This is a genomic window from Parabacteroides sp. KHUB-01 (assembly GCF_056640935.1).
The window spans coordinates 2,116,198-2,129,741 of record NZ_CM153256.1 but is presented as its reverse complement, the minus strand read 5'-3'; the positions used below and the strand labels follow the sequence as shown (position 1 = coordinate 2,129,741).

Here is a 13,544-nt window from a genome sequence, read left to right as displayed (position 1 = left end):
TTGACAAATGCTTGCATTAGCTATACTTTTGCACCGTGGTTTTTTCATAATAGTATTAGATTTAAGGTTAACAAAGTTTGATTAGGGGTTGTCGTGAGACAGCCTTTAATTGTTTATAGGGGTTTCGTTTCTTTCTTATCATTATTAGATGTCCTTCCAATAGCAAATAAAACGAAAATATTTGAAAACAGAAATAAACTGTACTAGTATCCGAATATACTTTCTCTGAATTTATTTAGATTTGCCAACTGAATAAAAATAATCATATTATATGAAAAAGCAGTTTTTTTTATGTTTAGGCTGTTTGCTTATTATTTTCCTTTCTTCTGGCTTTTTGCAAGCCCAGGAAATGCAGCCTCTACCAATCGACCCAAAGGTCAGATACGGAAAGTTGGACAATGGTTTGACTTATTATATCAGGCACAATGAGCTGCCGGAAAACAGAGCTGATTTTTATATCGCGCAGAATGTCGGCTCGGTTTTGGAGGAAGACAATCAGGCTGGCCTTGCTCACTTCCTGGAACATATGGCCTTCAACGGTACAAAGAATTTCCCGGAAAATGGAATTGACAAATATCTACAGAGCGTTGGAATGAGAATGGGAGAAAACCTGAATGCATATACATCATTCGACGAAACTGTATATACAATTATCAATGCTCCTGTTGATAAGCCTAATGTTGTGGACAGTTGTTTGCTTATCCTTCACGACTGGTCCAATTCTCTTGCTCTTACAGATTCAATGATTGAGAAAGAGCGAGGAATTATCCGTGAAGAATGGCGAACCAGACGTGACGCTAGCCAAAGACTTCTGGAAAAGCAGTTGCAACAAATGTTTCCAGGAAATAAATATGCCAACAGAATTCCAATCGGTTCGATAGATGTGATAAACAATTTCAAGCCCGAAGAACTGAGAGCATACTATAAGAAATGGTATCGTCCGGATTTGCAGGCTATAATTGTTGTTGGTGATGTGGATGTTGATACTGTTGAGAAAACAATAAAGACTATGTTTTCCGATATTCCTGCTCCGGTTAATCCTGCAAAACGTGAATATGTGTCTGTAGCAGATAATGACGAGCCTATAGTTTCCATTGCAACAGACAAAGAAGCATCGAGCACAATAATCTATATTTATCATAAATATGACCCGATGCCAGCTCAGCTCCGTTCAACTGCCGCAGGTTTGATAACTGATTATATCTCTGCCGTATGTTCTCAGATATTGAATGAAAGACTTGAATCATTGCTTCACCAGGCAAATCCTCCATTTGTATATGCTGAGGCTTATGACGGTGATTTTATGGTAGCGCGTACGAAAGATGCGTTTACAATTGCGGCTATAGCAAAAGAAGGTGAGATAGACTCTACAATGACAGCTCTTGTCCGTGAGATGGAACGTGCCCGTCAGTTCGGTTTCACTGTTTCAGAGTATGAAAGAGCTAAAATAAATATACTGAAACAATACGAATCAGCTTTCAATGAGCGTGACAAGCAGAAGAACAGCTCTTATACCAAAGAATATGTCAACCATTTCACCGAAGGCGGATATATTCCCGGAATTGAAACTGAATATACTCTTATCAATCAGATTGCACCAAATATTACTGTAGAACAGGTGAATCAGTATTTATCTCAAGTAATAGGAGAGAAGAATATTGTCCTTGCTCTTAGTGGTCCGGAGAAAGAAGGAGTAGTTTATCCAACCGAGTCAGAACTTCTGGAAATGTTCAACAAAGCAAGAAGCCAGAAAGTGGAACCTTATAAGGAAGAGGTGAATAATGACCCGCTTATTCCTGAACTTCCTGCTCCAGGGAAAATTGTCAAGGAAGAACACGATGGTTTGTTTGACGCAACAGTTCTTACATTGAGTAATGGTGTTCGTGTAGTTCTTAAGCCAACAGAGTATAAGAAAGACGAGATACAGATGACTGCAACTAGTCCTGGTGGAAGCTTTATGGTCGGAATTGACGATGCGAAGAATATGAAAGTTTTCAATTCAGTTATCGGACTTGGTGGTTTGGGCAACTTCTCTGCAATAGACTTGAGTAAGAAACTGGCAGGAAAGAAAGTTTCTTGCTCCGCTTCTCTTGGCGTTGACAATGAAAGCCTGAACGGTTATGCTTCGCCGGATGATGTTAAAACATTGTTCGAGTTGATTTATCTTGCAATGACTTCGCCACGAACTGACAATGATGCTTATGCCTCATTCGAGAACAGAATGAAAGCTCAGCTGGAAAATGCTAAGCTCGATCCGTCAACAGCGTTGAACGATACTATTTCAAAGGTTGTTTACAACAATCATCCACGTGCTGTTTCACTTGAGGCAGAAGATTTCGATAAGATTAGTTATCAGCGCATACTTGATATTTATAAGGAAAGATATGGCGATGCTTCCGACTTTACTTTCACATTTGTAGGTAATTTGAATGTGGACAGCATCCGTCCGTATATTGAGCAATATCTTGCCACTTTGCCTGCCAACGGGCGTGTGGACAAGCCATCGCCGGATGCTCTGCCTAAAATAATGAAAGGCAAATTGGAGAATCATTTCAGCCGTGAGATGCAAACTCCTAAATCGTCAGTATTCCAGCTTTATTCCGGCAAAAGCGAATATAACTTGAAGAATTTGCTTACAGCTTCATTGCTGAGCCAGATTCTGGATCTTGTATATACCGAAACTATTCGCGAGGCAGAAGGCGGAAGTTATGGCGTTTATGCCGGCGTTTCGTTGAGCGATTTCCCTAAAGGACAAACAACATTGCAAGTGTTCTTTGATACAGATCCGGAGAAATGGGAGAATATGGTAAGAATTGTTGACGAAGAAATTCAGCGTATTGCAACCGATGGCCCTAAATCAGAACATTTGACAAAGAGCCGTGATAATATGCTGAAACGTCACAACGAGCGTTTGCAGGAAAACTCTTATTGGCTGAACGTGATAGATTCTTATTATTTTCGAGGTATGGATGCCTATACCAATTATAAAGAAACACTTGAAAGCATTACCGCTGACGATATAAAGAAATTTATGAGTGATTTCATCAGTCAGGGCAATTGCGTGGAAGTTGTTATGGGACCGAAATGATACAATCTTAATAGAAACTGAAAAGACACCGAAAATACAAACATCTGTATTTTCGGTGTCTTTTTTATTATAACTTGGTCAACTTGTATCTGAAGCCTTGTCAACTGTATAATTATTTCAATTTCGACATAAACTTCTCTCTGTCCACAATATATCTTATATGAGTTCCTTCGCCAACAATGCCTTTAGTATCCGATGCCGAAACTTCGAAAGTAAGTTTACGTCCGTCAATTTCTTTAAGAACTGCAGTTGCTGTAACTGTTTCCCCAATTGCAGAAGGCTTTACATGGCTTGTCTGCATCATTGCTCCCACTGTAGTTGAACCTTCCGGAAGTGAATCTGCTACAGCTTTCATTGCCGCATTTTCCATTAGGGCAACCAAAGCCGGAGTTGCAAACACCTCCAAATCACCCGAACCCAATGTAATCGCCAGATTATCTTTGTTGACTACAACACTACTGCTGAATTTCAATCCTGTTTCCATAAAATATTTATTTCGTTATAAAATTTCTTCTTTTTCCTTCTGATAAAAGTCATTTCCACTTGGACGTTGGAAAACCTGCAGACCAAATTCCGGAACAATTGCAATTATATAATTGAACAAATCAGCCTGTACATTTTCGAAATCAATCCAATCCTTTTTCTTTGAGAAACAATATATCTCCATAGGCAATCCTTCCGGAGTTGGTTGCATCTGACGGAACATAAGTGTCATATCATTGTTTACATTCTTATGTTTTTGCAGATAATAAATTATATGTCTTCGGAAAACCTCCAGATTAACAGTCTTTTCGTCAATCTCCATATCTTCCGGTATAAGACCTTTCTCCGTATATCTTTTTATTTCTTCTGAAGAACAGAAGTGCACAGTACGCATATCAATGTTCAGCGAACGTTTTATTCGTCTGCCATCACTCTCTCGCATTCCACGCCAATTCTGGAATGAATCACTTACCAGCACGTATGGCGGAATAGTAGTTATAGTCTTGTCGAAGTTCTGAACCTTTACGGTTGTCAGCGACACTTCCACCACTGTTCCGTCAGCCCCGTATTTTGGCATTGTAATCCAGTCGCCCGGTCGAAGCATATCATTAGCCGAAAGCTGGACTCCGGCAACCAGACCGAGGATGCTGTCCTTGAAAATCAACATAAGAATAGCAGCCGATGCACCAAGTCCGGCAAGAATGGATGTTGCGTCTCTGTCAATCAGTATACTAATTATCAGAATCATTCCTACACCAATAGATATCAGATTAATCATCTGATAAATACCTTTGAGAGGACGGTTTCGCAGGCGCTCGTGTTCGTTTGATATCTCGTTGAGAGTATTCATAAACAGGTTTATCAGTTTGAGCACTACAACGATCAGATAAACCATACATGCCTTTTGTGATATATTCAGAAGCGTAGGCTGTTTGAATAACAGAAGTGGAAGGAACATATACCATATAATTGGTGGTATGATTCTGCTGAAAGCTGTTAGCATACTACTACTGAACATATAATCGTCCCATGTGACTTTTGTCTTTTCGGCTATTCGTTGTACAACAGGCATGACCAAATGTCTGAATGTTCTGGTGGCAATAAACGATGCAAGGATAATCACAAGGAGAATTACAGCTCTTGTTCCCCAATCTACGTGTTGATTCTGTACGCCCAACTCAATCATTTCATTGGCAATAAGATTGTTAAGCTCGTTCATAAAATTCCTTTCTAATTAGTGTTTGTAATTTTGAAGATACGTAATAGTTCCGATATATTATATTTTTATTCTTTAAAAATAATAAGAATACGCGTAATATATTGATTTATATTTACTTATATTTTCAGGCTTTTTTTATTGGTTGGAAAACTTTTTTCATAATATATGAAAAAGAAATTTCATAATATATGGAAAAAAATTTTCACAATATGTGGAAAAAAATTTTCACAATATGTGGAAAAAGTTTTCCATAATATATGGAAATAAAGTTTCATTGAGATAAAAAATCATGTTCACATTTAGTTTAACTTAAAAGGATTAAAACCTGTTTATGAATGAAGCTTGTTTATCCGAGTATTAATTATAGGGTTTATCATTTTTTCTGGTAAAGAACAGATGTTTATTGACAATTTAGTTTTGATTGAATTTTATATTAAGTTCAGACTTTTGCCTTTTTATATGTGGAATAATATAATATTTTGAAAGATATAATAGATTTTTTATGGTCAAAATGATTATAATACTCTTTACTACAGCTGTTAAGTATAATGTTAATATATAATTTTTAACTGTTTGAGGTGTTACCGTTTGATAAAAATAGCATTATATTTGCCAATACTTTATGATACACAAATAAATGATAAACAATTGGATTATTCCATAAATCGAATTGGAGATTTTCTTATTACTATAAGATATTCAGATATTTGAACTAGATTTGGGTAAAAGATATTTCCTAGTGTTGTTAGATGTACGATATTAATGTTGATTAACCGTGTTTCATATAGTTTTTGATAATGAGTAAAAATAGAATAAAAACGGCTTAAAAAAAGAGTCTTTTTATAGCCGCTGTTATTTGCCAAATAGGAATTTGAAAAAACAATAGTTGATCTTAATAAACAAAAAAAGTATGAAAAAAAAAGAGTAATCTGATTCCTGTTAAGCAGTTGTGCGTTGGGATCTCTCTGAGTTGTTTGGCTGTAGGCGTTAATGCTGCACCAATCGACGCTTCAGCTAAGGCTGAGAATAATGCTGTAAGTGTTACTCAACAAACCAAGAAAATTTCTGGTGTTGTTGTTGATAATGCTGGTATTCCTGTAATTGGTGCCAATGTCGTTCAGAAAGGAACAACAAATGGTGTGATTACAGACTTGGACGGAAACTTTTCATTGGATGTTCCTGCAGGAGCAACTGTTGAAGTTAGTTATATAGGTTATACTACACAAGAATTCGTTGTAAGCGGAAATCAAACAACATTTGACATTAAATTGATTGAAGACACTCAGAAACTTGATGAAGTTGTTGTTACTGCATTGGGTATCAAACGCCAGTCTCGTTCTTTGGGTTATTCAACAACTCAGGTTGGTGGTGAAGACTTCACAATGGCCCGCGACCCGAACTTGGGTAACGCATTGTCAGGTAAGGTTGCCGGTGTAAGTGTGTCTGGTAACTCAACTGGTAGTGGTGGTTCTTCTCGTGTCGTAATCCGTGGTAACGCATCATTGACAGGTAACAACATGCCATTGTATGTTGTTGACGGTGTTCCTTTCAACAACCAGAACTTGGGTAGTGCCGGAACTTGGGGTGGTTTGGATATGGGTGATGGTTTGAACAACATCAACCCTGATGATATCGAAAGCATTCAGGTTTTGAAAGGTGCTGCTGCTTCTGCATTGTATGGTTATCGTGGTGGTAATGGTGCTATCTTGATTACAACAAAATCAGGTAAGAAAGGTAAACCTATAAGTATTGAATTCAACAACAACTTGACATTTAATACAATCTATGATTACCGTGATTATCAGAAGGTATTTGGTCAGGGAACATACGGTAGCCGTCCAACAGATATCAACTCAGCTAAATCTTCAGAAATGTATAGCTGGGGTGATGTTATGGATGGTGGAGATGCCGTAAACTTCTTGGGTAATACATATAAATATTCATATGTAGATAACTGGGATAGTTTTTATCGTACAGGTATCAACAACTCAACATCTGCTTCAATAAGTGGTGCTGGCGACAAGATTACTTATCGTTTTGGTATTTCAAATATTACGGAAAGAAGTATTCTTCCAAATGCAGGTAATAGCCAGCAGGGTATCAATATGAACACAACATATGATATCTTCAAGAATCTTCATTTGATGGTTAATGCCAACTACGTATTTGAAAAATTCAATGGCCGTTCAAACTTGTCTGATGGTAACGGTAACACCAACGCATCTTTGATTCACCGTGGTAACTCATTTGATATCCGTTGGTTGGAACGTGGTGGCGAAGGTTGCGATTGGGGTACTAATCCTGATGGTTCTGAAATGCTTGGTGGTACTAACGTATATTTCAACAACCCGTATTGGTTGCAGTATCGTAAGACTAATGAAATGAACAAGAACCGTTTGACTGGATCTATGACATTGAAGTGGGACATCACAGACTGGTTGTATGCTCAGGGAGCTGTTCAGCGTGATGGTTACAGCTTGGATTTCAAACAGGTGCAGCCAACAGGTGCAGCTGCCGATCCTAACGGTTGGTTGACAGAATATTCAAAGAACTTCTCTGAAATGAACTTGAACTATTTGATTGGTTTCGACAAAGAGTTCGGTGATTGGTCTGTTTCAGCTTCTTTGGGTGGTAACCGCCAGCGTACAATAACAAAACAATATACTCCGAGTGACGGCGGTCGTCCTTTCATCGTTGACGGTTTGTGGTCAGTAAATAACTTGGGTGATAAGCGTGCTGCTAAAACATATCAAGAATATCAAGTCAACTCTGTGTATGCAACAGCAGATTTCGGTTGGAAAAATCAGGTGTTCTTGAACTTGACAGGACGTAACGACTGGTTCTCAACATTGTCTCCTCAGAACAACAGTTTCTTCTATCCGTCTGTAACATTGTCTTGGGTATTCACAGATACATTCGATATTCCAGACTGGTTCAACTTCGGTAAGGTTCGTGCTTCTTATGCATCTGCATCAAACGGTACTGACCCATATAAGAACTTGTTGCTTTATAAGTTGAGAGATTATACAGTTAATGGTCAGCACACAGTTACTCAGAACAATAACGACCAGTATCCAAATCCGGGATTGAAACCTGTAAGTATTTCTGAATGGGAAGCAGGTTTGAATTTGTCATTCTTCCACAACCGTTTGACATTTGATATGGCATACTATGTGAAGAATACTAAAGATGATATCGCTGTTGTTTCAACTTCTTCTGCATCTGGTTATAGCTCAAAGGTTATGAACGTAGGTGAAATCAGAAACAAAGGTTTCGAATTTATGGTAGATTTCGTTCCTGTTCAGACTAGAGACTTCATGTGGAACTCAACATTCAACTTTGCCTTGAATGATAGTGAGGTTCTTTATCTTGGTGAAGGTGTGAAGATGTTGCAGATTGATGGTGCTACATCTCGCTCTGGTAACGTATCTGTTCAGAACGTAGTTGGTTCTTCTTATGGAGAGTTGATCGGTTATAAATACAAACGTGACCCTCAGGGCAATATCGTTTACAATAATGGTATTCCTCAGAGAGAAGATGAATTGTCAAGCTTAGGTAATGGTGTTTACAAGTTCACTGGTGGTTGGGCAAATACATTCAAGTATAAGAACTTCTCACTTTCATTCTTGTTAGATTTCAAAGCAGGAGCTGATATATTCTCAGGAACAAACTATTCATTGTATAGCGAAGGTTTGCACAAGAATACTTTGGTTGGCCGTACAGCTGAAAATCCTGGAGGAAGCATTGTGGGTGAAGGTGTAATGCTTGATGCAAATGGAAATTACGTTCCAAATACAGTTGCTGTAGATGCTCAGACATATTATCAGGGTATTTGTAATAACAATATTGGCGAAGAATTCGTTTACAATGCAAGTTTCTTGAAATTGCGTGAATTGTCATTCGGATATGAATTCCCTAAATCAGTTTTGGAAAAGATGAAAGTTGTTAAAGGTTTGAATGTTTCATTGGTTGGTCGTAACCTTTGGACAATTATCAAACATACTGACAACATTGACCCGGAAGCTGCATACAACAACTCAAATGGTCAGGGTCTTGAACTTAATGGTTATCCTGCAACAAGAAGCGTAGGTTTCAATGTTAATGTTAAATTTTAATTCTTTGGAGTAAACGATTATGAACAAATATATTAAATATGCTTTCGCTGCAGCGTCATTGGTTTTTGCTTCTACAAGTTGTAGCGATTTCGGAGATACGAATATTGATCCGGAGCACATGAACGAAGGAAATGTTCCTTACGAAATGCTATTCACAAATGCACAGCATCAGATGTTGGGTTCTGACTGGGATGTATGGCGTAATGCTTGTATTTATTCAGCACAGTGGATGCAGCACGTATCATCAATAAGAAACTGGTGGAACTATAGTTTGTATGCTTACAACGAAGGTTATTCTTCTGCTTATTGGGGAATATACAGTGGCGACCGTGGCGCACTTCGTGATGTAACAACAGTTATGGATTTGTGGAAAGATCAGGAAGGTTATGAACTTGACTACAATATGGCACGTATCGTACGTGTTTACGGTATGCATCGTATGACAGACCTTTATGGTGATATCCCATATTCTCAGGCTGGTCGTCCTAACGAATATTCATATCCAGTTTATGATGCTCAGAAAGATATCTACATGGATATGCTGAAAGAACTTGACGAAGCTCAGGCTAATCTTAAGGCTGGAGGTGTTGCCAAGATGGGTAAACAGGATGTTTATTTCCAGGGTGACGCAGAAAAATGGGTTAAGTTTGCAAATTCATTGATGTTGCGTATTGCTATGCGTATGTCAAAGGTTGAACCGGAAACTGCTAAGACTTGGGTTAATAAAGCTGTTTCTAATGGTTTGATCACTTCAAATGCAGAAAATGTAAAACTGGAGCATCCTGCAGGTGTTACTACAGATGACTCTTCTGAACCTTATGCAAAGATTTATTCACATGAAGATCGTGGAGAGTTTTTCGTAAGTGAATATTTCGTTAATATGCTTAAGGAAACATCAGACCCTCGTTTGGCATTGATTACAACTGTTTGTGAGGATCCGACAATTTCTGTTCAGGACGCAAGTAACTATCAGTATGGTAATTCAGATCCTGCAATCCAGAAAGGTTTGCCTTGTGGTTACAGTAACGATAAGACTAATGAATGGTTTATTGGTATAGATTATCCGGAATTTAAGGATGATAAATATCTTGATAACTATAGAAGCGTTTATTCAACAATCAACCGTTACACATATTCAAATCCGACATCACCGACATTTATCGTAACTTATGCTCAGACTCAGTTGCTTCTTGCTGAGGCTGCTGTTCGCGGATGGATAAGTGGTGATGCAAAGACATATTATGAAACAGGTGTACGTGCTGCAATGGAACAGTTCTCACAATTCCCAAATGCAACAGCTTTGTATAATCAGTATCTGACATCAGATGCTGTTGATGCTTATTTGGCTAAGAATCCGTTTGATGGTTCATTGAAACAGATTAATACTCAGTATTGGATTAACTGTTTCTGTGATGAATATGAAACATTTGCAAACTGGCGTCGTTCTGGATATCCTGAACTTGTCCCAGTTAAGAATGCAAAAACATACGGATTGTGTGCAACAGATGGTTCTATTCCACGTCGTTTTGCATATCCTTCAACTGAATCCCAGGTCAACAGTGACAATTACAATAGCGCAGTTTCAAAACTTGAAAATGGCGATACGTTTATGTCGCGTGTGTGGTGGGATACAAAATAATTTATATATTTGATAGGATGTAGGAATAAGAGGCTATGGTTATTGCCATAGTCTCTTTTCTGATTTTATAAGGTATGTCCTTCATGTTTTAAAACACAAAAAGTTCTATATTTGCAGCAGATAAACGCATATTAGGAAATGTTTGAAGGATATATAGGCATACATTTATGGAACGAACAGCAAGTTAACGATTTGATGTTTGCAATGCTTTTGTTGTCCTTTTCGTTTTTTGCATTGGGTTTCCGAAATAATTATCATCTTTTTTTTAGATTGGCTAAAGATGCTTGGTCTGTCAAATCTCGTCAGAATCTTTTCGAATCGAATGTTAAGAATAGCTTTCTTTTCCGTACATATTTGCTTATACAACCATTGTTCCTTTGTTCCGTAATTCTATATGTTGTGATGAAGAACCTGGGAAAGGTTGATTTCAGCGACCCATTATATGTGCTTACGTGTATAGGAATTAATTTCCTGGTATTCCTCATTTTCTTTATTGTTAAGCAATTGTTTTATTACCTTTGGGGATATGTGTTTGCTGATAAGGAGCAGTATGATAATTGCCGAAGCTGCTATAATTCAATAATGAGTCTTTGGGGTGTATCACTGTATTTACCATCATTATGGATAGTATTTGTTGGTAATAAACATCTGTTACCAATGATTTTGTTTGTTTCTCTCTATTTTTTATCACGTTTTGCAATAATTTACAAGATAATTCGCATATTTCACATTAGAAATAAAGGAATATTCTACATAAGTTTGTACCTTTGTGCCCAAGAAATTTTGCCTTTGTACTTTTTATACAGAGGCATTGTTTATTTGTATAACTTTATTGGTTAAAAGTGCTATATGGCATTAAGCATTAAAAAACTATTAGTATCACAGCCCAAGCCAACGTCTGAAAAGTCTCCTTATTTTGACATTGCAGAAAAGTATGGTGTGGAAATTAATTTCCGTCCTTTCATTAAGGTGGAACCCCTTTCGTCAAAAGAGTTCAGACAGCAGAAAGTCTCAATATTGGACTATACAGCAGTAGTTTTCACTGCAAAAACGGCTATCGACCACTTCTTCCATTTGTGTGAAGAGTTAAGAGTTACTATCCCTGAAACCATGAAATATTTCTGTATGACAGAAGCAATAGCTGTTTATTTGCAGAAGTATATAGTTTACAGAAAGAGAAAAATCTTTTTCTCTCAGGTTGGTAAGCAAGATGATTTGGTTAATATTATCGCCAAACATGCTAAAGAAAAATATCTTGTTCCAGTATCAGATGTTCATAAAGATGATTTACGCAAGATGCTAGAAGCAAAGAAGATTATCTTCAAGGAAGCTATCATGTATCGTACTGTGAGCAATGATTTTACAGCAGATGAAAAATTTGATTACGATATGCTTGTGTTCTTCAGTCCTGCAGGTATTTCTTCATTGATGAAGAATTTCCCGGAATTTGAACAAGGCAATATCAGAATTGGTTGCTTCGGTCCATCTACAGCAAAAGCTGTTAAAGAAGCCGGATTGCGACTTGACGTTGAGGCTCCGACTCCTGCAGCTCCATCAATGACTGCTGCTTTGGAGCAATATCTGAAGAAAGAATCAGGAGAAAAATAATGACTGAAAGAAAATATACTCTTTCAAAAGCAGAACGCCTGTCATGGAAACGCTATATAGACCTTCTATTTGAAAAAGGAGAATCATTTGTGGCGTTTCCATTACGGGTTGTTTTTTTGACTTTAAGTAAAGAAGAAGAATTGCCCGCTGTTTCTTCCATTCTGATTAGTGTTTCAAAGAAGAAGTTCAAACGTGCGGTGAAGCGTAATTTGGTAAAGCGCCAGGTTCGTGAAGCATATCGTGTACGTAAATATGAACTTATTGATTCCCTCGCTTGTAATGACAAAAAGATTCTCGTAGGCTTTATTTATATTGAAAAAGAAATAAAACCTTTTGCCGATATTGAAAAGGCAATGAATAAAGCTATACGCCTGTTAAAGGAGAAAAATGGATTATGAAACGCATCCTCACTGCAATTTTATTAGTCCCAATTTACTTTTATAAGTATTGTATATCACCATTAACTCCTCCTTCATGCCGCTTCACTCCGACTTGCTCCGAATATGCAGTGCAAGCATTAAAGAAGCATGGTCCGTTTAAAGGGCTTTATTTGACAATTCGCCGTCTGATGAGATGTCATCCTTGGGGCGGAAGCGGATATGATCCTGTTCCTTGAGAAAACTATTATTATGAAGATTAATATACACACTCATAAAGTTTCAGCCTCAGATAAGAATACGGATACTGTTGAGATTGTTAATCATATTATCAAAACTTCTTCAGCCGAACTTCAAGGAAAATACATTTCTGCTGGAATACATCCGTGGTATATTGATAATCCTGATGAACAATTAAGAATTTTAGAGGAACAACTTGCAGTAAATCCCAACATAATAGCTGTTGGTGAGGCAGGATTGGACAAATTGCGTGGATGTGATTTGGCTGTTCAATGCGATATTTTTGAGAAGCAGATATTGTTGGCTGAGCGATATTCGAAACCATTGATTATTCATTGTGTAAAGGCTTTTGACGAGCTATTGGCTTTGAAGAAACGAATAAAACCTTCTGTTACGTGGATTGTTCATGGATTCAGGGGAAATCATATCCAGGCTCAGCAACTTGTGAAAAATGGTCTTGTTTTATCTTTTGGACCAATGTTCAATCATCAAGCCCTGAAAGCCGTTTGGAATGATGTTTTCTTTCTTGAAACAGATGATAATGATTATTCAATATCCGAGGTTTATAAATTAGTTGCCGATACTATGAATATGAATGTTGATGAATTGGAAAGTAAGATTGAGCAGAAATTTCTTTCTCTGGAATTATTCTAAGAGCTTAATGTTCGTACAGACGTGTAGAATCACATTATTTGGCTGATTATCTTGTTTGTATACGATTTGTGAAACTTATGTCTGTAAATTTATTGAATGGAAACTGCGAGAACCGCAATCA

General features: G+C 37.4%; 10 protein-coding genes. 8 read left to right on the top strand and 2 right to left on the bottom strand.

Annotated features, from left to right (window positions below; all coding sequences use genetic code 11):
• The first annotated feature begins 271 nt into the window (after positions 1 to 271).
• Complete coding sequence (locus ACYIAR_RS09270) at positions 272 to 3,088, top strand: M16 family metallopeptidase (protein ID WP_480329089.1); 2,817 nt, start codon at positions 272 to 274, stop codon at positions 3,086 to 3,088.
• 112 nt (positions 3,089 to 3,200) lie between these two features.
• Here ACYIAR_RS09270 and ACYIAR_RS09265 read toward each other — a convergent pair whose 3' ends face one another.
• Together ACYIAR_RS09265 and ACYIAR_RS09260 are read right to left on the bottom strand one after the other, a co-directional pair.
• The gene (locus ACYIAR_RS09265) at positions 3,201 to 3,572 is read right to left on the bottom strand and encodes a thioesterase family protein (RefSeq protein WP_480329087.1); all 372 of its coding nucleotides are present in this window, start codon (positions 3,570 to 3,572) and stop codon (positions 3,201 to 3,203) included.
• Between the two features lie 15 nt (positions 3,573 to 3,587).
• Positions 3,588 to 4,790 (bottom strand): mechanosensitive ion channel family protein, encoded by a 1,203-nt coding sequence (locus tag ACYIAR_RS09260; RefSeq protein WP_480329085.1) that lies wholly within the window; start codon positions 4,788 to 4,790, stop codon positions 3,588 to 3,590.
• Positions 4,791 to 5,764: 974 nt separating this feature from the next.
• On the opposite strand from ACYIAR_RS09260, the gene ACYIAR_RS09255 reads away from it, so the two are divergent.
• From ACYIAR_RS09255 to ACYIAR_RS09225, 7 genes are all read left to right on the top strand, one after another.
• Positions 5,765 to 8,905 carry a SusC/RagA family TonB-linked outer membrane protein gene (locus ACYIAR_RS09255; protein WP_480329083.1) on the top strand — a complete coding sequence of 1,047 codons (3,141 nt, stop codon included), beginning with the start codon at positions 5,765 to 5,767 and terminating at the stop codon, positions 8,903 to 8,905.
• Between the two features lie 19 nt (positions 8,906 to 8,924).
• Positions 8,925 to 10,544: a SusD/RagB family nutrient-binding outer membrane lipoprotein gene (locus ACYIAR_RS09250; protein WP_480329081.1), complete on the top strand. Its 1,620-nt coding sequence runs from the start codon at positions 8,925 to 8,927 to the stop codon at positions 10,542 to 10,544.
• Between the two features lie 138 nt (positions 10,545 to 10,682).
• A complete protein-coding gene (locus tag ACYIAR_RS09245; protein WP_480329079.1) occupies positions 10,683 to 11,384 on the top strand; it encodes a DUF4271 domain-containing protein in 702 nt (233 codons plus the stop codon).
• A 9-nt stretch (positions 11,385 to 11,393) separates the two neighbouring features.
• Positions 11,394 to 12,152 carry a uroporphyrinogen-III synthase gene (locus ACYIAR_RS09240; protein WP_480329077.1) on the top strand — a complete coding sequence of 253 codons (759 nt, stop codon included), beginning with the start codon at positions 11,394 to 11,396 and terminating at the stop codon, positions 12,150 to 12,152.
• Positions 12,152 to 12,550 (top strand): ribonuclease P protein component, encoded by a 399-nt coding sequence (gene rnpA / locus ACYIAR_RS09235; RefSeq protein ID WP_480329074.1) that lies wholly within the window; start codon positions 12,152 to 12,154, stop codon positions 12,548 to 12,550. Before ACYIAR_RS09240 ends, rnpA begins: the two co-directional genes overlap by 1 nt.
• Positions 12,547 to 12,768 (top strand): membrane protein insertion efficiency factor YidD, encoded by a 222-nt coding sequence (gene yidD, locus ACYIAR_RS09230; protein ID WP_480329072.1) that lies wholly within the window; start codon positions 12,547 to 12,549, stop codon positions 12,766 to 12,768. The genes rnpA and yidD overlap by 4 nt, the downstream gene beginning before the upstream one ends.
• A 13-nt stretch (positions 12,769 to 12,781) precedes the next feature.
• Positions 12,782 to 13,423, top strand: a complete 642-nt coding sequence (locus ACYIAR_RS09225; RefSeq protein ID WP_480329070.1) for a TatD family hydrolase — start codon at positions 12,782 to 12,784, stop codon at positions 13,421 to 13,423.
• The last annotated feature ends 121 nt before the right edge of the window (positions 13,424 to 13,544 follow it).